At 46.6% G+C, this 21,238-nt stretch carries 23 protein-coding genes; 18 read left to right on the plus strand and 5 right to left on the minus strand.

Annotated features, from left to right (window positions below; translation table 11 throughout):
• Nucleotides 1–209: 209 nt before the first annotated feature.
• The gene (locus tag MSED_RS03980) at nt 210–1,559 is read left to right on the plus strand and encodes a SelD-related putative sulfur metabolism protein (protein WP_048060266.1); all 1,350 of its coding nucleotides are present in this window, start codon (nt 210–212) and stop codon (nt 1,557–1,559) included.
• Here MSED_RS03980 and cutA read toward each other — a convergent pair.
• Together cutA and MSED_RS03990 are read right to left on the minus strand one after the other, a co-directional pair.
• On the minus strand, nt 1,534–3,726 hold the full coding sequence (gene cutA, locus MSED_RS03985; RefSeq protein WP_012020744.1) for a glyceraldehyde dehydrogenase subunit alpha: 2,193 nt from the start codon (nt 3,724–3,726) through the stop codon (nt 1,534–1,536). The two genes, MSED_RS03980 and cutA, sit on opposite strands and share 26 nt — an antisense overlap.
• Nucleotides 3,727–3,841: 115 nt before the next feature.
• Nucleotides 3,842–4,207 (minus strand): DUF2203 domain-containing protein, encoded by a 366-nt coding sequence (locus MSED_RS03990; protein ID WP_012020745.1) that lies wholly within the window; start codon nt 4,205–4,207, stop codon nt 3,842–3,844.
• Nucleotides 4,208–4,373: 166 nt separating this feature from the next.
• Here MSED_RS03990 and MSED_RS03995 point away from each other — a divergent pair, with 166 nt between their 5' ends.
• Nucleotides 4,374–5,690 carry a hypothetical protein gene (locus MSED_RS03995; protein ID WP_012020746.1) on the plus strand — a complete coding sequence of 439 codons (1,317 nt, stop codon included), beginning with the start codon at nt 4,374–4,376 and terminating at the stop codon, nt 5,688–5,690.
• Nucleotides 5,691–5,750: 60 nt separating this feature from the next.
• On the opposite strand, the gene MSED_RS04000 is transcribed toward MSED_RS03995, so the two are convergent.
• On the minus strand, nt 5,751–6,593 hold the full coding sequence (locus tag MSED_RS04000) for a hypothetical protein (RefSeq protein ID WP_230842403.1): 843 nt from the start codon (nt 6,591–6,593) through the stop codon (nt 5,751–5,753).
• Between the two features lie 125 nt (nt 6,594–6,718).
• Here MSED_RS04000 and MSED_RS04005 point away from each other — a divergent pair, with 125 nt between their 5' ends.
• The 14 genes from MSED_RS04005 (at nt 6,719) to MSED_RS04070 (ending at nt 17,121) form a co-directional block, all read left to right on the plus strand.
• Nucleotides 6,719–7,396 carry a hypothetical protein gene (locus MSED_RS04005; RefSeq protein ID WP_012020748.1) on the plus strand — a complete coding sequence of 226 codons (678 nt, stop codon included), beginning with the start codon at nt 6,719–6,721 and terminating at the stop codon, nt 7,394–7,396.
• A gap of 100 nt (nt 7,397–7,496) precedes the next feature.
• Nucleotides 7,497–9,449: a thioredoxin domain-containing protein gene (locus MSED_RS04010; RefSeq protein ID WP_012020749.1), complete on the plus strand. Its 1,953-nt coding sequence runs from the start codon at nt 7,497–7,499 to the stop codon at nt 9,447–9,449.
• A gap of 6 nt (nt 9,450–9,455) precedes the next feature.
• On the plus strand, nt 9,456–10,178 hold the full coding sequence (locus tag MSED_RS04015; protein WP_012020750.1) for an SDR family NAD(P)-dependent oxidoreductase: 723 nt from the start codon (nt 9,456–9,458) through the stop codon (nt 10,176–10,178).
• 3 nt (nt 10,179–10,181) lie between these two features.
• On the plus strand, nt 10,182–10,835 hold the full coding sequence (locus MSED_RS04020; RefSeq protein ID WP_012020751.1) for a hypothetical protein: 654 nt from the start codon (nt 10,182–10,184) through the stop codon (nt 10,833–10,835).
• A 37-nt stretch (nt 10,836–10,872) separates the two neighbouring features.
• A complete protein-coding gene (locus MSED_RS04025; protein WP_012020752.1) occupies nt 10,873–11,901 on the plus strand; it encodes a glycosyltransferase in 1,029 nt (342 codons plus the stop codon).
• Between the two features lie 73 nt (nt 11,902–11,974).
• On the plus strand, nt 11,975–12,325 hold the full coding sequence (locus tag MSED_RS04030; RefSeq protein WP_012020753.1) for a transcriptional regulator: 351 nt from the start codon (nt 11,975–11,977) through the stop codon (nt 12,323–12,325).
• Between the two features lie 6 nt (nt 12,326–12,331).
• On the plus strand, nt 12,332–12,982 hold the full coding sequence (locus tag MSED_RS04035; protein WP_235579888.1) for a hypothetical protein: 651 nt from the start codon (nt 12,332–12,334) through the stop codon (nt 12,980–12,982).
• Between the two features lie 103 nt (nt 12,983–13,085).
• Complete coding sequence (locus MSED_RS04040; protein ID WP_012020755.1) at nt 13,086–13,376, plus strand: twin-arginine translocase TatA/TatE family subunit; 291 nt, start codon at nt 13,086–13,088, stop codon at nt 13,374–13,376.
• A 39-nt stretch (nt 13,377–13,415) separates the two neighbouring features.
• The gene (locus tag MSED_RS04045) at nt 13,416–13,775 is read left to right on the plus strand and encodes a twin-arginine translocase TatA/TatE family subunit (protein ID WP_012020756.1); all 360 of its coding nucleotides are present in this window, start codon (nt 13,416–13,418) and stop codon (nt 13,773–13,775) included.
• Nucleotides 13,759–14,586 (plus strand): twin-arginine translocase subunit TatC, encoded by an 828-nt coding sequence (tatC, locus tag MSED_RS04050; RefSeq protein WP_012020757.1) that lies wholly within the window; start codon nt 13,759–13,761, stop codon nt 14,584–14,586. Before MSED_RS04045 ends, tatC begins: the two co-directional genes overlap by 17 nt.
• A gap of 249 nt (nt 14,587–14,835) precedes the next feature.
• On the plus strand, nt 14,836–15,483 hold the full coding sequence (locus MSED_RS04055) for a hypothetical protein (protein WP_048060009.1): 648 nt from the start codon (nt 14,836–14,838) through the stop codon (nt 15,481–15,483).
• A gap of 92 nt (nt 15,484–15,575) precedes the next feature.
• Nucleotides 15,576–16,373, plus strand: coding sequence for a winged helix-turn-helix transcriptional regulator (locus tag MSED_RS04060; protein ID WP_012020759.1), 798 nt, complete (start codon nt 15,576–15,578; stop codon nt 16,371–16,373).
• A gap of 101 nt (nt 16,374–16,474) precedes the next feature.
• Nucleotides 16,475–16,777: a hypothetical protein gene (locus MSED_RS04065; protein WP_012020760.1), complete on the plus strand. Its 303-nt coding sequence runs from the start codon at nt 16,475–16,477 to the stop codon at nt 16,775–16,777.
• Nucleotides 16,774–17,121 (plus strand): hypothetical protein, encoded by a 348-nt coding sequence (locus tag MSED_RS04070; RefSeq protein ID WP_012020761.1) that lies wholly within the window; start codon nt 16,774–16,776, stop codon nt 17,119–17,121. Before MSED_RS04065 ends, MSED_RS04070 begins: the two co-directional genes overlap by 4 nt.
• Before the next feature lie 106 nt (nt 17,122–17,227).
• On the opposite strand, the gene MSED_RS04075 is transcribed toward MSED_RS04070, so the two are convergent.
• Both MSED_RS04075 and MSED_RS04080 read right to left on the minus strand, forming a co-directional pair.
• Nucleotides 17,228–18,166 carry a DUF929 domain-containing protein gene (locus MSED_RS04075; protein WP_012020762.1) on the minus strand — a complete coding sequence of 313 codons (939 nt, stop codon included), beginning with the start codon at nt 18,164–18,166 and terminating at the stop codon, nt 17,228–17,230.
• 31 nt (nt 18,167–18,197) lie between these two features.
• Entirely contained in the window at nt 18,198–19,190 is a 993-nt protein-coding gene (locus MSED_RS04080; RefSeq protein ID WP_012020763.1) for a hypothetical protein, read from the minus strand.
• Nucleotides 19,191–19,612: 422 nt separating this feature from the next.
• Here MSED_RS04080 and MSED_RS04085 point away from each other — a divergent pair, with 422 nt between their 5' ends.
• Nucleotides 19,613–20,803, plus strand: coding sequence for a 4Fe-4S binding protein (locus MSED_RS04085; protein WP_235579889.1), 1,191 nt, complete (start codon nt 19,613–19,615; stop codon nt 20,801–20,803).
• Nucleotides 20,800–21,177 (plus strand): vitamin K epoxide reductase family protein, encoded by a 378-nt coding sequence (locus MSED_RS04090; RefSeq protein ID WP_012020765.1) that lies wholly within the window; start codon nt 20,800–20,802, stop codon nt 21,175–21,177. Before MSED_RS04085 ends, MSED_RS04090 begins: the two co-directional genes overlap by 4 nt.
• Nucleotides 21,178–21,238: the final 61 nt, after the last annotated feature.

The following is a 21,238-nucleotide window of genomic DNA, read 5'->3' on the forward strand; positions in this document are numbered from 1 at the left end:
CTTCGTTAAAAGAGGTTTAAATATTTACTTTCTACTCAATTCTAAAATGGAGCTTTTAAAAAATACTCGAAATTATATTAAATGTTTTTATTTAAAGAATTCATATTAAAGGCAACTTTTTAAAACGTGGAAACCACACTACAATTTAGTGTTGAAGTTTGGCTGATCTATTTGAAAGGTTCAGGAACAATTTGAACAAGTACAAAAGGATGGGTTTGAATCCCTTGTCCTTGGCTACAGGATGTGCAGTTAAGGTTGACTTGATCGATACCGTGTATCCCGCTCTCGAGAAACTCAAGGATAAACTCAGGGAGAACAACATTGAGGTAATGCCAAGGGAGGATACGGACATTTTCGTTAGCAGGGAATCTGAGGTAATAAAGAGGGTAATAAATGGAGGGGAGTTTGACGCTGACAGGGCTGTCAGTCTAATCCAGGTAAACCAGGAGACGGCAGGAAATCCCGAGAAATTTGCGAACTTCCTCCTCAAGATCTACACTAGCGTGAAGACAAGAAGGAGACTCGTGGTAGGAAAGGGTCATTCCATCGTGACCACCAACCCAAAGGCCGAGGTTGGGGTTCTGGACCTCATAAAACTGGATGGAAAGGCACTTAACTCGTACACGTTGGCTAATAACGACACCATTCAGATAGTAGATCCCCTCGACGATCCAGGTTCACAGATGCAGGTAGATGTGGGAATCTCAAACTCATTGAACGACCTCTTCACTAAGGGAGCCTTCCAGGAACTACGTATGATACCGGTGGCGGATGCCCCTGATCCGGAACTCAAGGAGACCCTGATGAGGAATTTCGAGTCCTTCAGCAAGAGGTACGGTGTGGAGTTGTTGCAGGACATTCAACCGCAGACAGGGACCTTGATGATAGGGGCAACCGTAATAGGTAAGTCTGACCACGAGTTACCAGTGTTTTACAGCAGGGTAGATGAAAACATGGAGATCCTAGTTACCAGGCCCGTGGGGGAGTTAACCCCCATCAACGTTCACATGTGGTTACTCACGGTGCCAGAGCTCCTTGAAACCCTGGAGGAGAGGGGGATCACGTTGCAAAGGGTGGAGGAGGCCAAGAAGAGGGCCCTGGATTACATGACGAAGCCGAATTTCGCCACGGCGAAGGTGATATACGAACATCTTCCAGAATTTGGAAAGGAGTTTGACCCTAAGGCCCACATTGCCATGACCACGGATGTCACAGGTCCAGGGATCTTCGTGATAAAGGAGTTCGCTGACAAGGCCTCTGTGGACGTGGAGCTATACAACGTGCCAGTTATTGACAGGGAAATTAACGAGTTTGCAACGGAGAACTTCATCATCCCCAACTCCACGGCAGGGACCAACGGAGCCATTGTCATGTTCGCGTCCAGGAAAGTTATAGACGACGTTGCTCAGTCCCTGAGCAGGGCCGGACTGGAGCCCAGCGTGATAGGAAGGGTAATTGGGAAGGGAAACGGAACGGTTTACGTGAAGAGGGAAGTGTGCAAGTTAATACACAGGGAAAACATTCTCAAGTACTTTAAGGTAAAAGATCCTCAGGCCTGACAGGGAGTCTCGTCAGTTTTTTGCCTGTAGCCTTCTCTATGGCTCTAAGCAACGCAGGCGGAGTGCCTATTGTGGCTCCCTCTCCAATTCCCTTGGAGGGCAGGAGTGCCTCAGATTTACCTGTCTCCAAGTACTCCCATTTCACATTGAAGCTCTCCACGGCGGTGGGAATCGCGTAATCGGAGAAATTGCCTGTGAGCAGTGAACCATTCTCGCTGTAGACTATTTCCTCCAGGACAGTTTCCCCGAAACCTTGAATTACCCCTCCCCTTACCTGACCCTCGGCTAGCATGGGGTTGACCACTTTTCCTATGTCGTCGAGTGCATAGTAATCTAGAACACGCGGTCTCCCGTCCACTATCTCCACCATGACCACATGGCTACCGTAAGGGTACGTGTAATTATTTAGCCCGAAATAGGCAGTGGCCTCCAACCCCGGTTCCTCCCTGTACCTCCAAACACCACCCAGGCTTGACATGGACTTGGACGCTATCTCCTTCAGGGTCATGAACTTGCCCGTCTTCACGTTGGTAACCTTACCCTGCTCATACCTAAGCTCCTCCACGTCGCTCTTCATGAACTGGGCGGCTAGTCTCACTGCCTTCTCCTTCAACTTCCTAGAGGCCATTATTGCAGCGTTTCCAGCCAGCGTCAAGCTCCTGCTACCGTAAGTGCCGTAGGCCTCCCCTATCATGGAAGTGTCTCCCCACCTCACGTCTACGTCCTCCAGGTTAACTCCTAGTTCATCTGCAACTATCTGCGCTATGCCTGTGGCGGTTCCCTGACCGTGTGGTGCAGCCCCTATTATTACGATGATTTTCCCATCTCCCCTTACCCTTATGGAGGCGCTCTCCCAGGGACCAAAGTTGTTCTGCTCCAGGTAGAAGTCGAATCCTACCCCAACTCTCCTCCCCGTCCTCTGAAGATCCCTTGCCCTGCTCTCCATTTCTCTGAATACCTTTTCAGCCCTCTCCAGGAGCTGTAGATAATCACCCGAGTCGTACTGGAGACCGAACGGGTTCTTATAGGGAAGTTCCCTAAGGAGGTTCCTTTTCCTCATCTCGATGGGATCCATGCCGATCTCGTCGGCTAGGGCATCCATTATTCTCTCTATTACAAATGATGCTTCAGGTCTACCTGCACCCCTATACTGATCCAAGGGAGTCTTGTTCGTCCTAACCCCGTAAACGTTGACGAGCACATCCCTCACGGAGTAAGGTCCAGGAAGCATGGTAGCAGCTATGTCAGCGAGATATGTTCCATGACTAGCTGCGCCAAGGTCTATATAGAGGTCGTCCACGATTCCCGTCAATGTGCCATCCTTTCTGGCTCCAGCCTTCACCCTGTGAATTTGACCTCTTCCGTGGTAAGTGGATCTGATGTCTTCGCTTCTAGTCGATATCCATTTAACTGACCTTCTGGTTCTGAGGGAAGCGTAGACCGTTATGTAATCTTCAGGGTAAGGGAATAGCTTAGATCCAAAGGCACCGCCGACATCGGGCTGAATAACCCTTATGTCCTGTACGTCCTTGCCGAAGGCCTCTAGCAGGTACCTTCTCATGAAGTGGGGTGACTGGGTGGGGGCATAGACCGTGAGCAGGTTTGGGGTGTAGGTAACCAGGAGACCCCTGGTCTCCATGGCAGCTGGGTAAATCCTTGATATTTCCAGCTGAAGTTCCACAACCCTATCAGATCCATCAAGGGCTCTTTGGGGATTGCCTGAGGAGTAGGTCTTGGTATAAACAAGGTTCTTCTCCCCTTCCACCGCCGATACGCTCTCCTTGACAGCCTCCAGCGGGTCCGTCACTGCAGGTATTTCCTCGAAATCAACCTGAACTCTCTCTAGCGCGTCATACGCCGTGTACCTATCCGTGGCGAGGACACATGCAAGGGGTTGCCCCTCATAAAGGATTTCAGTGGAGGCCATAGGAAAGTTTCTAGGTCTGTTCTCGACTTTTATGTTAAGACCGGAAAAGGCATCAACCACGCCTGGCATCTTGAGGGCGTCCGAAACGTCAACCCTTTTCAGTTTCGCGTGTGCTACATTGCTCCTCAGTATGGCGAGAAATAGTGTATCAGGCAGATCCAAATCATCTATGTATTGACCCTTTCCAGTGATTAACCTTGGATCCTCAATCCTTCTTATCCTAGATCCCACAAGTGTCATGGGTTAGTCATGAGCAGAGATCGTATTTAACCTTAGTAGATCCCCACCGTATAAGATGAGGATATGTAAGCTATAATGAGACTAGGTTTCCATGCATACTTGAACAGAGAAATTCTCACTGATAACTTAGAATCTGGTCCCTTGGGGAAATCCTCTTCCTCCCCCTAAACCCCTCTTCCACGTAATGCCAGTACATGATATCCTCCTCGTCGGCCTTCCAGCAAAGGTACGCAGGCCTGTCGTTAATCACCGCAGGAAAGTCCACCAGTCCCATCTCCACGTCCCTAACGATTATTCCCTTCTCGGTGAGTTCCTTCAAAATGGACTCAACCTCAATGGAGTAAAGTCTGATATACTCCTTCTTTCCATTGATTAGAGCGTCCTGTGCGTTGATCTCAGCGGTTTTCAGTTTCTTTAGCTTTTCCTTGACCCATGGAAGTAGTTCCCTAGCCGTCTGAAGGTCAAAATAGGAGTAACTCATAGGTTTAGGTGGTAGTTCGAAATTAAAAGGATGTAGAAACCTACCGCGAAATAGTTACATTCACTTCAATACGGGATCAGCTTGCCTGAGTCTTCATCCCTTCTGCCCTTGTAAGGTTCATCATTCCTCTCTTCTCTGCTACGCAGAAGATAAAAGGTTTAAAGAGATGACAGGATCTGAATTGAAGAAACTGGCAAGGGAACTCTCATCACTCTATCGTGGGGGTAAGGCACTCTTTGTAGTCCCGGGTTACGATAGGGCGTTTCTAGACTATCTCGAGCAGGAGATAGACTCCTCCAAGATAGTCTCAAGCTATTCCCCGGGAATTAAGGTGGGGATAACTACCTATCCGTTTCCTGCAGACCTGCATAAAATGGAGAATCTGGTCATTGTGTCCAATTTCGCCACTCCTAGCCTGATTAGGTCAGTGGACAAGGTGATTGTAAGAAAATCAGAGGAGTTAATGAGGGAGGGATACCTCTCCACCTTCAGGTATCTAAACTATGCCCTGGACTGCCCACCTCATAGGGTGTGTAGGGCGAGATTGAATTTTATTCTCTCCCTAGGAGACGTTGCGGTGATTCCAGCGAACTTGGAGGAGGCAAAGGTTCTCTCCCCTAGCGTGACCGTAGTTTCAGACTTGTTCCAAGTAAAGTCTACCCGGAAACTGGTGATAGCTAGACGGATGGGGGAACTGGAGTACCTACAGGTTAGGAGTGCCGTCCTTCACGGTGGAGAGCTTGTAGATTTGGGAGGAAATGGGGATAGGGAGAACTGGACTCAGGTGGCTTTGGGAGAGCTTGGCTATTACACCCCAAGGGTCACAGAGACCTTTGTGGGATCCGGCCACGACGATAGAGATATCCAGGTAAAACTCGTGGAACAGAGAACCGTTAAGCCCAGGGAGCAAGGTGTTAACGTAGAGATGGTGAATGGAAATTTTCTGTTTAACGGTAATCCAGTGGGGCGGTACTGGGTAAGAGGGGGTAGGTTTCACATGCAATTAAACTGTGGATCCCCTAGGGAAATATCGGAGGAATTCCCCTCCTTTACCGATTTTATTTCTCCTATGTCCACAGGGAAGTGCTCCCTCTTCTTTTCCTGCGTGAAACTCATTAAAGACTTGGAAAGGTGCAAGGAAATGTCCATGGAGGCCTACCTACTAGCCAGAAACTATGTTAATGACATCTCGAGGGTTAACTTTTCCCACACTGTTCAGGCCGAACTGAGGAAAGTTAACATGAAGTCCCTGATGAAGGGAGTGACCCTTGAGCTCAAGGTACTGGATCAGCGTATACAGGTGGAGGTGAGAGGTGAAGGTGATAAGCTTCTCGTTAGATGTCTCTCTTGCGAAAAGTTCAGGGAGACGTCGATCAGGATACGGTCAATCAGGGATAATTATAGGAAGCTAGAGAATGCGTTGAGGGATCTTCTCCTTAAGGAGATGGTGACAATCAGGCGTCGTGAGTATGTTCAAGAGTGAAGACCTTGTACAGTTGAGGTTAAAAGGGGTTATGGTAAAGTATTCACGCTTTAACCCACGTTAAAATCTTATTTCCTCCACTCCGAGCAGGTTAGACCTAGACACGAAAACGACACCACCCTTAAATCTGCTGAACCAACCCTTTACCTCCTCAATCGCCTCCGAGGAAAGATGGGCCTCTGGGTCCTCCACGATCAGGAGAGATCCTTCTGGAGCCATGTCAAGGGATAGCCTTAGGCTGAGTAGGCTGAGCAGTTCTGGGTCCACGTTGTAGAGAGGCTCACCATCGAGGAAGAGGCCCTCCTTCTCGTCGGTGGACAAAACTTTACCTCTCAATGAGGTGGAATATCCCTGCGGGAGAACTATGGAGTTGATGAACTCTGAAACCATTCCTAGCGTCTTGGGCACTCCAGATGCACTCTCGGTCTGAAGCACTAGAAACCTGTGGAAACCAGCTAAGATGCCATCCTTAGAGCCGGGCACGAAGAAGGGCTTAGGTCTCTCCAAATCGGAGAAGTAAAACGAATCTACCTCCACCATTCCCCTGATTCCAGGAGAAACATTTTCGGGTCTCTGAGCAAGGTTCACAGTCACCTTCATCTGCCCCCTGCTCAGCTTCCCGGAAACCGAGAACTTTCCCAGGTTCAGTTCAAAGTCCCCCTCAAGCCTTATCTTTCCGGGGTCGAGATGGGAGGTCATGATCGAGGCGAACTTGTTCTCAAAGTTTCTCCTCCAACCAGAAATCGGGTCAGACTCAGCAACTCCATACAACCTGGGCATCTGATTCAGGGTCTTCAGGACAAAATATAGGAGCCTTCCAACCATGTACATTCCGTTACCGGTGATAAGTATCCTTCTGTCAAGGGGAATTTCCCTTCCGTTTATCGTTACTTTAGTCTTCACGGGCACTCTTTTGGAGTATTGATTTTAACTTTTTTTAATAAAGAGGATCAGGTGAAACAACCCCTCATCACGGTTCAGGTAAGGTTGGGCTCCTCATCGAAGATGGATACTCGTCGTGCATTATAATGTTTTGGATAGTGACGCCCTCCTCTCCCTCGATTTTTGGGCCTCCTCTTGATGTGTACAGGATCTCCCTGTTGATTCCTCTCCTGTTGGTTCAGGTCGTGCACGGTGTCACCGTACACGTTTACATATATGGCGGTCAGGCCGACGCTCTGCTTTACACCAACGGTAGCATTATCTACGTTAACGGGAATCAAACGTTAAACGTACCCAATTCCACCCTAGAGGTGTACGTTGAGTCTCCCTTGCCCTACACGGTGTTCATTAATGGGGTTCAGACAGATAACCTCTCCCTATCTCCCTGGAGGCATGATGTGATCAATATCACGGTTAGACCGGTAATTTTCCAGTTTAATATCACGGTGAAGGGCCCAGGCACAGTGGTCGTGAAGTTTCCCAACTCAAGCCAGGTCAAGGTTAATGAATCCACCTCTCTCCAGGTTCAGGAAGGAACTCTCCTAACCATCACGGTCAATCCTAGGCCAGGTTACACGGTGGGGAACTGGAGTAACGGGTTTGTGGGAAATCAGGTATGGTACATGGTCTACAACAATACCAACATTACCGTGTACTTTGTGAAATCACCACCCACGGTTAGAAATTCTCCTGCGATTAGTTACTCTGGACTCGGTCTCCTCGCAGTTCTAGGTGGGGTCTACTGGTTTACTAGAAGAAAATAGTTCAGAGCTGAAGACTCTCCTCACCTATCCGGAGCCCGAATTCTCAACATCAGCAGTTTTTTGGAAACCCTCTTTAAAAGCTCAGAGTTTCATTAAGCCTATGAACAGGTTAAATGATAGTACCAGTGCCTTTCTGAGGGAATCGGCTGAACAAGAGATTGATTGGTTCCCATGGTCAGATGAGGCCTTTCAGAGGGCAAGGCAGGAGGATAAACCCGTTCTAGTTGACGTTGGAGCGGTTTGGTGCCACTGGTGTCACGTGATGGACAGGGAGACTTACTCCAGACATGATGTGGCTGAGATAGTGAACAAGCATTTCGTTGCAGTCAAGGTTGATCGAGATGAGATGCCTGAACTTGACAGGAAGTTACAGAGGGCCGTATCAAGTATCACGGGTGAATCCGGTTGGCCCCTCACGGTGTTCATGACCCCTGAGGGAGAGGTTTTCTTTGGAGGAACCTTCTTTCCGCCTGAGGACTCGTATGGTAGGGTTGGAATGAAGAGGCTTCTCCTGGAGATTGTGAGGCTGTGGACCCAGGATAGGGAGAGACTCAAGAGGTCTGCTCTCTCCCTGACAGACTACGTACCCTCAACCTCCTCTCCCCTGGAATTTGAGGTAGTAGACACTGCCTTCTCGTCTATCGTATCAACCTTTGATATTGAGCAGGGTGGTCTATCTGGGAACATGAAGTTTCCCCACCCCATGGTGGACCAGTTCCTTACCGCGTACTCCTTCTGGACAGGGGATCACGTGGGGATCAAGCTCTCCACCTTTACCTTGAAAAGGATGTTTCAGGGAGGTATCTTCGACCAGTTGGGAGGAGGGTTTCACAGGTACGCCGTGGATAGGGAATGGAACGTTCCCCACTTCGAGAAATTGCTAATAGATAACGCCGAGCTACTGGAGGACTATTTCGTGAATTACCTGGCCAGCAGGGATCCTCAACTTCGTGAGGCCCTGGACATGACCTCTGAGTTCGCACTCAGGGACATGTGGATAGGGGAAGGTTTCGCTTCCTCACTAGACGCTGACGTCGAGGGAAAGGAGGGCGGATTCTACACGTGGGACTGGGACGAGCTTCTCTCCCACTCCGGCGAGTGGAAGTCCTTGGTTGAGAAAACCTTCACCCTTGTTGGTGAGGGAGCTCTCGAGGGAGGGGTTATCAGAGCTAGGGATGACCTAGGTGAGATAGCCAAGATGATGGGGATGGAGATCGGGACTTTCCTAGGGAATCTACGCAAGGCGAGGGAAACCCTCAGGATCCACCGAGACTCCACCAGGAAGAGGCCCTTCAGGGACGAGAACCTCTACACCTATCCCAACTGTAGAATGGCTGACTCTCTCCTGGCTTCCTCTCTGCTTACCGGGAGGGGAAGAGATGAGGCCCTTAAGGTCTCATCCAAGCTCTCCGGGAGGGTGACCAGAAGGCTTCAAGGAGGAGGGGAGGGCCTCCTCGAGGATTACTCCTCCGCTCTTCTCCTGGCCTTGAGGGCATATGAGGTAACGGGGAACCTCAAGTTCAGGGACTTGAGCCTGGAGCTGGGGAGGGAGGTCCTAGGATTCATGACTCCGAGTGGCTTTGTGGAGAAAAAGGGGTCATCCGAGGTTCCCAACATGGACACCCCGAACGAGTCTCCAAACTCCCTGGCGTTGAGAGGACTTCTTTCTCTCTCCCTTGTGGACGATCAGATCAAGGTTCCAGAGAGCGTGATCTCCTCCATTCTCGGGGATTACATGCAAGGTCCCCCCTTCTACGCGGGCTCTATCCTCAGTGCGGGGGCCATTCTAAAGGGGATGGCACACATCGTCGTGGTCGACGCCGACGAAAGGGCTAAACTTCTGCACAGGGAGTCGATGCTGGTATATCACCCCTTTAAGGTCGTGGAACTCGTTAAGGAAGAGGATAGGGACTTAGTCGTTCCCCTCATAAGGTCCATGATAAATCAGGGGGAAGGAAGCAGGGCCTTTGTCTGTGTTGGTAACACCTGCAGTATGCCAGTGAAGGAGCCTGAAAAGATTAAATTGTTACTTAAATCCAAGCTTCCGCAATAATATACCATGAAATTCAAGGGAAAGACCTTTCTTCTTCTTGGGGTGAGCAAGGGATTAGGGTATGCCCTGGCCTACTTTCTAGCTAGGGAAGGGGCGACCGTGATTGTGTCATCTAGGAGTTCAGACAAGTTAAAGGAGATTGAGGGAACTCTCAGGAAGTATGGTAACGTGATCGCAATACCCGGTGAGGTCAAGTCCAGGGAATCTGTAGAGGAACTTAAATCCAAGGTGAAGAAGGTCACTGGGGCTCTGGACGGGCTAGCAGTAATGATTGGAGGTTATGAAGAGGACACAGTTGAAGACCTGAAGGGATTGGACACTATGATAAACAATCACCTCAGGTATCCCCTACTCGCGGTCTCCGTGCTACTGGATATGATGAGGAAGGGGAGTACTATCCTCCTGGTTTCAGCCCTGAGGGGCATTGACAGGCCGGCCTCGACTCAACTCTCCTACGCTTCAGCTAAGGCTGGACTTGCCAAGGCGGTCGAGGTCCTGGCACTGGAACTCCTGGATAGGGGTATAAGGGTAGTGGGGATAGCCCCTAGCTGGATCGATGGTGATTTTGTGCCCGAAAGGGATTGGAAAAAGCTAAGGAAATTGGGGGATGAGAAGGCACCACCAGAGGATTTTGCCCTAGTCGCTTCCTGGCTCATGAGTGATGACGCGGAGTGGGTTAACGGCGTTGTCATCCCCGTGGATGGGGGGACTAGGCTGAAGTGGGGATAGGATATGGGGGAGTGGATCAAGGAGACAAGCTTCAAGCTAGTCGCTTCTCAAGGTAACCTAGTACTCCAGTGTAACTGTCGTGGAAAGATCCTCGAGGTCCAGAAGGTCTCGACCAGGTTCAACATAAAGTACTTCACCAATGAGAGGAGAATCAGCTATGAGAATGGGAAACTGTTCGACTTTCACGGTCTCACCGTGTTAAAGGGGGAACAGGCCTCCTCACAGATTACGGAGATGTTAAGCTCCATGATCTCTGAAGTTGGGGAAGATTTATCCTCCGTTTCCAGGGAGGCAGGGATACCGGTGACCGTAGCCATTACCTCCATCGAGGATGTGGGCAAACTCTACCTCGATGAGAGGCGATATCTGGATTTCTCCACCACATACCTTGAGTATGACCTGGGCCGTGAATATCTTAAGGATAGGCCTGGTTTTGCCAGCGAGAGAAGGTTTAAGCTTACTATCCACGTCCAGGGTAGGGGTTTGAAAACCGTACACTGGCTTGAAAGCGGTAGAGGGGAGGTATACGCTAGCCCTGACAGCGTGAACTGGGGACAGGACATTGGGGAGTTCCGCAGGATCTTGGGGGAATTCAGGCCAACTTCTCGGGCTTTCCAGGAAATCAGGGAGTATATGAACGCCTTTGTCTCTCCCTGACCACAGGATTTTTACACCTCCCGGGAGTCTACAACAAGTGTTACTCCAGTTCCTCCTGGTGTTGCCTGCACTGGCAGATCTAGTCCTCCTTTTACAGATCTGGAGGGAAAACTCAATCTTCAAATTTGACGGTAAGTTCTGCGCTCCTGCATCCATCATTGTTCCCGTGAGGGGTCTCGACCCCGAACTAGAGAGGAACGTGGAATCGCTCAGGAACCAGGACTTTCCCTGTCCCTTCGAGATAATATACGTGGTGGATCCTGATCAACCATGGTTGGCTGAACGTCTGAGACGGCTTGGAGTGAAGGTCGTGATCACCAGTTTTACCTGTTCATGTAGCGGTAAAATAAGGGCACAACTCTCAGGGCTAAGGGAGTCCGCGAATGAAGTGGTGGTCTTCGCCGACTCCGACACGCTCTATCCTAGGAACTGGTTGAGGGAGATGGTGGGGAACCTTGACAGGCACATGGCTGTAACCACGTTTTCATGGCCCGCCCCCCTCAAAATAACGTGGAGAAACCTGATCAGGGCTGGCTTCTGGACATTGGGATTCGAGTCTCAGGCCTCTGGTGGGACCTTCCTCTGGGGAGGCTCCATGGCCTTCAGAAGAGATTTCTTTGATAGTGAGGTCCTGGAAGAGCTTTCGCGTGAATGGTGTGACGACTGCACCCTCACTAGGATAGTGAAAAAGCGAGGAGTAAGTATCGCCTTCGACGGTAAAGCCATCCCACTCAACATTTATGACGAGAGAGACCTATGGAAATGGTCCACAAGGCAGGTCGTCACGATCATCAAGTACTCTAGCAGAGGAGCCAAGGCCTTCCTGGTGATAGGTGCTCTCATGCTTGCCTTTCCAATCCTTTTCCTTGTCTTCTTGAACCCATTCTACCTGTCTCCTCTGCTTCTATGGATTCTGAAAAATTTCTCCAGAAGTAGAAATCTGGGGAAATATTCATATACCCCATCTGTCATGTCAATTTTAGGTGTATATTACGGGTGGATCAAGCTAATCCTTGACTACAGGAAAAGGACAGTCGTTTGGAGAGACAGGGTCTATAATCTTTAACAGGGTTTTACAATAGTTAGTATAATCTAAGACCGAGAGTTTTTTATACTTTCTTAGATTTAGAAGGCAAGTTATGAAACTAGCATGTGAGCTAGGATCTCAGGTAGTGGTTCCAGCGATAAGGACTGTAGTTGCACAGGAGATGTTATCTATGGGGATGCCTTACTCTAAAATTGCTGAGATTTTAGGCATCTCCACCACAACGATTTCAAAGTATAGGGCAAGAAACAACGACAGGTTAGTGGAGATGATAAGGAAAGATCCAGATTTGATGGAAGACATGAGAACGTTGTCCAGGATGGCTAGGGACGGAAGTGCATCATATCATCACGTTTGCGAGATGTGTCACCTTATTAGGAAGAGGTTTTTTATGTCCTCAGGGAAATGTCCCATGGATGATGAAGTTCTACCCCGTGATGGATAAGGTGACATGAGGACTAAACTGATAAAATCCACGTTTACACCATCTAGTTTGAATGATGAGGTCGAGCACTGCATGAATCGTGATGAACGGACCACCTCTGAGGTAAGACTCGAGCTTCACCTTAACCCCTTCTCGTTTCACGAGACCACATCTAGGTACAGGGTTGAGGAGGAGGACAACTGGTTGAGGCTAACAGGAAAAGAGGGTGAGTATCTAGCTCGAGAATTTGAGACCTACGCTGTTCTTCTTTACCCTATCTCTTGGATTCCCAGAGAGCTCATTCTATCCCTAGATCATAGGTTAACCTCGGTGGATAAGTTAAGGGACGTCCTGATGAAGCCGATGGATTGGAAGGACTTTGTCACATTCAGGATCAGGGAAGGTCAGATCACCTCCTCAGATCTTAAGCTAGAGAACTTCTTGGGAAGAGACCTTGTCAACAATGTCCTTGAGTCGGAGGGTCTAGAGTTCGTGGAATTCGACGAAGGCATTGAGTTAGCCTGTAAACTTGAGAGTTTCAGCTGGCCAAGCCTTAACTTAGCGTTCTGGAAGATTTCAATGGGGCTCAGCCTCTACTTTGAGCTTAAACGTTACCACGAAGATATCTCCCTCAGGCTAGCTCAGGAATATCTAAGCAGGTTTAATCCTCCTTCCTAGTTAGTATGCACGTTAATAGTAGTGTTCTTAACCGAAATAGCGAAATAATGAAGTAATCTTTTTTAACTCGTTTTTACCTTAAGTAATTTTAGAGTGTATTAAAATGGTCGCAATAAACCCCTCGGATATCGCCATTATAATTATAGTGGCGCTGGTACTGTTTGTGGGGAGCAGTAAGATTCCTGAGCTATTCAGATCCATGGGTAGAGCTCTCGGGGAGTTCAAAAAGGGGAGAATGGAAGCGGAAATGGAGATAAACCAGATGCAGACTCAGCAGAGCCAGCCTAATGTACAGCAGTCTCAAAAAACTACTTCTGCAGAGGATTTGGAAAAGCAGATTAGGGATCTTCAGAATCAGTTGGATCAACTAAAGAAACAGCAAGGTACAAAATAAATCTTTTTCTTGAATGAAAGTCAAACAGAGGGCCCAGGTATGATAGGTAGTATTAGTGATCTTTTGATAATGGTTGTTGTGGCAATCCTTCTTCTGGGAGGGGAGAAGGACTTATCCGGTACCGTAAAAAACCTGGGCCGAACTCTTTCTGAACTCAGGAAAAGACAGAACGATTTCAAGAATGAACTCATGAGGGAGCTTTCCGAGTCTGGGGACATTACACAGGAGGCAAAGCGGAGCCTATCTTTTAACAGCGATGTGACCCCTGCAGTGAGACCGTTGCCCAGAGCTACTCAATCGACGGTTCCAGACGACCCTAGGATAAGACAATTGGAGGAGCAGATCAAAAGATTGCAGGCGGAGCTAGAGAGGTTGAAGAAGGGTGACGGAAAGAACTAATGAACTTCCAAAGTCTCAGGAAAGACCCTTACTGGAACATCTTAATGAGCTTATTGTTAGGGCTAGAAGGGCACTAATATCCCTTGTTATAGCCTTCGTCATTTTCTTCTTTTTCGGGATAACTGAGGTATCCTTCGACGGCTTCAATTTTCCTATCCTCTATCCAAACCTGTTTAACAGCATCTCGTCACATTTTATTGAACTGTTTATCCACACGGAGCTTCCGCCTCAAATGAAGTTGTTAAACCTAAACCCCTTTGATACCCTATTCTCAGCTGCCTATGTTTCGTTCTTCCTCTCCCTCTTTATAGCCCTTCCGATCATTGTCCATGAAATATGGGGTTTCGTGTCTCCGGGACTTTATGAACATGAGAAGAGAATGGCTAAGATGATAGTACTGCCTGCATTTATCCTCTTTGCAGCCGGTTCCAGCTTCGCATACTTTGTGATTATTCCAGTTATGATGAAGTTCGTGCTTATATATACAACAACCCTCGGAGTGGAACCCACTCTAAGTTTGAGGGCTTTCATAAATACTGTTATGTCACTTATGTTAACGGTGGGGGTGGCGTTTGAATACCCCCTTGTCATGAGCATGCTTACTTTGGCTGGAGTAGTGAAGGCACAGAGCTGGAGGAAGAACTGGAGATATGGTGTGCTAGGCGCATTCATAATAGCGTGGTTTATCTCGCCGGGAACAACAGGAGGAGTGATTGAAACCACAATAGGAGTTACTCTATCCACCCTTTACTTTGTGGGAGTAGCTACCTCATACTTAGCTGAGAGGAAGAGGAAATCTTGGGGTATATAACTGTATACTAAACACGTGAAATATTCTCCTAAATTTTTCTCCTGTATATTTTTGAAGTCAAATTGTTTAAATGGTTAGTTTGACGAGTATTATTCATGGAGCTTTGGCTGGAGATCGCTCTAGTAGGAGTTTTCCTCTCCATGGATCTAATCTTGTTAGGAGATGGAATAAGGGAGAACTTAATCTCCCAAGAGGAACCTAGAAAAACCTAGGGAAAAAGCTTTATCTAAACTTGAGAAAGTGTCTTAGATGTCAAAGAAGAGGAGGGACGAGGAAGCCAAGGGACGCATTCTATTGCCTGTTAGCAAACGCCATGAAACCGAACTCAGGGAATTGATGAGGGTTCTCAGTGAGAGGGGATTCTTTCCTAAGGATGGAGATTGGAAATCATTTATAGACGAAGCCCTAGAGTCACTCGTTACGCAAATAAAATCTGCCCCTGACTTTACGTTCAAGGAAAGAACAGACATGTTCAGGGACTTTTACAGCGCTAGGATCATGGGGCTAGTCCCTTTACCTCTTAGTACTCTCCAAGGGGTTGTAGAGAGAAGTCCAGAGACGGCTGACGAGCTCATATCCATCTACTTCTCCCTCTACAAACACTCATTCATGTTCAATGGTTCAGGCTCGTTGAGGGATCACCTAGACTCCTTGAGAAGATTCTTCATTATTATAACCCCCCTTTCCACTCAGAACTTGATAGTTAAGGAAGATGGTACCTGTGGTTCCTTCACCATTTTCTCGTCCATGCTCGGTAAACAGATGGCGGAGAGAGTGTATTTACCCTTGTTAAAAAGGATACTAGACGAGATTGGAGCGCAGGTAAAGAACTTGAAAGGTGATAATATCACCATAGAGGCTCAGTTTTGTTTGCCAGGAAAGGGAGTCAAAACGTGATATGATATTCTTTCACACGTCTCAACAAATATAGGAGTTAAAGAAGGAAAGATTTAAAAATTTTGGATCCTATAAAATTCTTGTAGAATTCCATGGATGAAATTGATAAGAAGATCATGTACCTTCTTTTCAGGGATGGAAGGGTAAGTCAAAGAAGTCTAGCTGAGGAGCTAGACGTGACGCCACCTACCCTTAATTATAGGTTCAAAAAGCTGGAAGAGGATGGTATACTCAAGGGATTCACCCTATTTGTGAATCCCTCCTTCATGTCCAGGTATTATGGCTTTGTTGCCTTCATAAATCAAAGGGATTTCGACTCTGATTGGATTTTCCTTAAGTTCAAGTGCGTTGAATGGCTCAACGTCTACGGGGTGATGGGAAAGAGTTTGAGAGACTTAGACGAGAAGATTGAAGTAATGAGTAAGACATTGGGAGAGACCAGGCTCAAGTATATACCTGAACAGAGCCCCGAGGAGCTAAAGCCCTTAGATGCTTCAGTCCTTTCAGCTCTTTCCAAGAATCCTAGAGCTTCAGAGAGCGAAATAGCACAGGAACTTGGAATTCCGTCGAAGACAGTTTCCAAGAGGTTAAAAATAATGTCGAAGAAGGGCGTGTTCTCCGTTCTCCCGATCCTGGATATTCCCAAATCTGGGCTAATAATGTTTTCAATGTTCTCGAGGAATCTCAAGAAAATTACAGGAGTTCTAGAATCATGCACGATCTACAGGATCACTGATGGAAGGGCAGGGATAAACGTGTGTCTAGTGGAGAACATGCTACAGACTAGAAACTACGTAAATGCGGCAAGGTTGCAGGATCCAGACAGCGATGTGATGATAATATACGAATATCATGTCAATTCAACGCCATTACGAGTTTTAGATCAATAATTATTTTTGACTATTATAGAGTAAAATGTACTAACCTAAGGTACAAATGTTTAGGCTATATTTACAAAAGATATTTAGTGTTCCAAGTCTATTGTTTTATTATGAACTGGACAGAAACAAGTGAACTAAAGGATTTCGCCGAGAAGGTTCAGAAGGCTATATACATGACTAGCATCGTGGCCCTGAAACTTCAAGGTGAGGATAGGGATGACATGCTTGCCATAAGGAAAATGATGAGAGAGTTGAGAAGTAAACTAGGTAAAATCCAGAACTTTAGGGATGAAATGGAGGTGACTGAGATATTTGGAGCTATACTCCTGGGACTAGGAATAATGTACTCGCAGATACCTGATGAAAGTGTAAGGAATGACATCCTCAAAATCCAAGAATTTCTAGGTGAATGAATGAAGTGGACAAGGATTTTCTTGCGTTACTTGGTGAAGCTGGAGCTACAGGTCTTGCTAAGGGCATTTTTCTTGTGAGAAAGGAGGAAAGATTTAGGCACACGTATAAGGATGAACTATCCCACTGGAGATACTTCGCTTCTAGGAAAAGATCTTGGCTGGAGTTGCCAGTCTACTACCTTCTTCTCGTGGTAGGAATACTCACCGGAATGCTTGGCCTAGGAGTAACTAAACGTGTGGTGAACTACCTAGAAAGGGGAGCAATCAACTTTTACGTTAAAAATTATCCGAACGAGGATATTATTAAGGAAATAGTAGAACAGGAGAAGAGGCACTTTCTCTGAGGTCCTTGAAATGATAGTAAAACAGCTAGATGAGGATAAAGTCGAGGTCGTAGGAACGGTACCAGCAAGATGCTCCATTCGAGGGTTTAAGGCCAAGATCATCATCTCAGGTAATCATGTTGTCTCGGGGGAGTGTGAGTGCGGATCCTTTCCATGCTCCCACACTGCTAAACTCTATCTCATGTTTATGGCCAGAAAGAGGTCTAGATAGCGGTTGATCGGCATAAAGCATGTTGGATTGTTGCGAGTCGTTTAGGCTTATGTAGCTTGGAAAAGTCGATTTTAATTCATTTTCGTAGTGAACTATCGCAGGTTGTTCGCATACATGAGATGGCTGATTTCCGTCTGATAGGCAGATTTCGGCAGTAAGTAGATTTGCAGATGAGAAAATTTGGTATGAGATTAAGTTCTCTGCATGAAGTTGGTCAAGAACGTAAGTCCAATTCTTCATTTGAAGAAGTGCAGGATTATTTGTCGTTCCAACTTGGTAATATATACCAGCTACATCTATAAATGGTATACTTCCATTACCTAGTTGTTGCCATAATTGGTAAATGTTAGAGGGAACACCTTGAAGGGGTTGATGATTCCTATCTTGGAATTCATAAGCAAGAACGGAGATGTATTGGCTCTTGTAACTCAAGTTTTCAAGAGTGAAAGTGGGAACATTGGGGTAAATGTCTGTGGAGCTGGATTCCATATACCTCAGTCCGGAAACGTTGCCAAATCTATCCAAGGCTATGATGAAAGACCACATCTCCGCACCACAGTAAGGGCACCACTCTGCACCAACGAAAATAACAACTGGCTTACCCTGGTAAGTAAGTTCAGCATTCCCTTGCTTTACTGAATATACAAATGTACTATTGAATTGAACGAATCCGCTCTGATTCTGTGCCAGTTCGTAAAGCTCAAGGTTAACGGGAGCAGAAACATATGTACCAATACCATAGCTTGAAGATTGAACCTGCCGTAGATTGGTGATAGCTAGAACTGCAATAATGATAACAATTACAAGAATAAAAACAAGAAATTTCTTATTCACTATCTCACCCTATTAGAAAGGTAAAAAAGATTTATGATGGATACGGATAGACGTTCGGATCGCTGAAGTACAGTATCATGTTGCTTGGAACAGATATGACGTCGACTCCAGGCTTCCCCAGAGCTTCCCATATGGGGTTCCCTTGATTTGCTGTCATTACGGCACTATCATACGTGCCCATTGCCTTCTGAATGTTCTGATATGAGTTAAGGCATAGCCCTGTCGGATCGCTCTGATTTGACGGTACGATTGTCTGACATTGCCCAGTTAGTGGGTTGGGAAATATGTTGGGATTGAAGTCTAGTACCACTACAATGTACCACGGTATGGAAGAGTTAGTGGAGAACGTTACAACATGCTCGTGGGCAGGTGTTGGTAAAACTCCCTCAGGAAGTCCAAATACACCATTATTTATTCCTAGGTATTTCTCAACTACTGTGAATGCTGGTGAATATATGTAGGTCATGTGGTCAGCACATGCAGATTCGGTATCCGCAGCTCCGCATTGGGTTAAGATCGTGTAGCTTTGGTTATTGTACGTGAAGACTGGGAATCCTTGCGGATTAGCTCCTAGCTTCTGAACTCCGAAAATGGATAGTCCGGCAAAAGCCGGAACTACCACGTAGACTGGAGCTGCTCCTGGCGGTAATTGTGAGGAGTTAGGTGCTGCACCTACCTCACAACCCATGGCAACTTGATTAGCCTGCGTCTCATTGGGGAAGAACTGGGTCAGTGCAGGACTGCATGAGAACTGCGCAGTATAGTGGAACGATATTACCTGTCCATTCAAAAATGCTCCTGAAGAAGGTAATGGAGTAGGTACTTGAACCGTCCTGTTTACGTAGACCGTTTTATTTACGTAGACCGGTACAGTCTTATTTACATATACTGGTTGGGTCACATTGACGTATTTCGTTACTGGTGGCTTTGTAGCATAGAGTCCGAACCCTATAGCGGCCACTATAACCAAGATAATGGTTACGGCCGCGAATATCACATTTGAGACTGCTTTTTTGGAACTCATTAAACCACGTGAAAGATTTAGCCTATTAAGGATGGAGAAGAATTTTTTGAATACAACTGGATTGCCAGATCCATTAAAATGTTAGAAGTTTTCTAACAAATCTATTATATCATTTTTAATCGGCTCTTTAACTTTGAAGTATAATGTTCTCTTCATTTATTTTCAGTTTTTATAATGTGATAGATTTTTATTATTTTGATCTAGCCGTCTCCATTGTTCTGGCTGTACTTTATACTACTAGATTTAGAGACGGATGGATTCGCGGTGTATTCCCCCTAGTCTTTACCCTGGTTCCCTTTCTTCAAGATTTTCAAATCGAGTTTTGGATCGCGTTCTATCTATGTTTAGGTTATTACTTTCTGAGGTTATACATGAACGTCAATAAGACAACAGGAATCGATTTGGGAATAACAGGAGGGTTTTTGTTAACTGCCATATCTTGGACTCTGTACTCCTTTCTACCATATTGGCAATTGATGCTACCCCTCCTCTATGGGGTTTATTTTGTTACTGGAGGAAGAGTCATGACAAGGCTCAATTCCTCAGCCAAGGTTTCCTTGATTCTACTTTTGGAGGGCTTTGTATCCATTTTCCTTGCTTCATTGGTGATAATGGGACCAAGCTCTATATCTAACGTAGTCATAGGTCCCTGGGTAGGAATTAATATCCTGTGGAACTTGCTTCTTTCATTTGAGGCAATAGCTTCCTCACCATCCTTCATGGTTTTGATTGGGTTATGGCTTGGAGTTCCTCTAACCTGGAGAATAATCAAGACGAAAAGGACAGGGAATAAGGTGAGGCTTTCCCTCATGTTCACCTCGTACTGGATATATAGTATCTATTTGCCCTTCTTTTCACCCTTTCAGTCAATCTTCCCTAAAATACCCTACTCATGGTTCAATGGTTTTGGGACCTTTGGACCTGTAACACCATCTCTCTTCACCGGGATACTCGGCACCTATGCCGTAACTGCATTGCTCTCTTACCTCTTTGGCGGAAGACAGATCTGCTCCGTAACCTGCACTGCACCTTACATGTTACAGGGTTTTCATGACGGTCTTAAAACCTTCAATAGGACTTCCGCTCTAGGGAGGAAAACCCTCACGTCAAGGCTTTCTCCGGTGTTTAAGATTACCTCAATCCTGGTCTGGACGAATTTAATGATATTTGCCATACTCTCCTATCTGAACCAGGTTCATCTTACAAACTTTTACATTCTAGATAATGACCCTACAGTCTTCCTCACGTCCTTGTACTTCAACTTTACATGGTATATTCAGTTCATCTTAGCCCCGCTCTTAGGAGACTATTCCTGTGTAACCAATGGCCTGTGTGCTTGGGGAACATTTAACCTGTTTTTTGGATACCTGGGCCCCTTTAAGCTCAAGGTAAGGGATCCGACAACTTGCCTGCAATGTAGAACTGTAGACTGTGCCAAGGCCTGTCCCGTGGGACTCACAGACATGAGAGCCTCGTTTATAAAGAAGCAAGAGTTCAAGGCCTTTAAATGCATTGGAGCAGGGGGGTGCATTGAAGCCTGCCCTCACGACAATATTTTCATCGAGGATGGAAGGGTATATCTCAAGAAAATAGTGCAATGGTGGAATAAATGAGAAGGATAGGTTTAGGGCTTTCAATAATCGGTTTAATCGACTCTTCCTATCTCCTTTATCTTACAGAGACTGAGAGACCCCCTCCCTTCTGTAACGTGTCTGCCTACATTGACTGTGGCAGAGTTGAGTTCAGCGCTTTTTCTCACTTCCTGGGAGTTCCAGACCCACTGCTGGGAGTTCTCTTTTTCGCGATGAGCATTACGCTTTGGCTAAAGTTTGGGTCCGTGTTGAAATATTGGTGGGCACTCGGGGTCATCTTCTCTGGTTACCTAATCTTTACTGAAGTGATTCTGAATTCGATTTGCCTATATTGCATGCTGGCTCAAGCTTGCTGTATAATTCAAGGGATATTTATCTTGAGGATGAAGGAGTGAGAGTTTTCTTGCGTCAAATTAACGAGTTGAGTTATAACCAGTGAACGGACCTAGATAATAG

This window comes from Metallosphaera sedula DSM 5348, from assembly GCF_000016605.1.
GTDB lineage: Archaea > Thermoproteota > Thermoprotei_A > Sulfolobales > Sulfolobaceae > Metallosphaera > Metallosphaera sedula.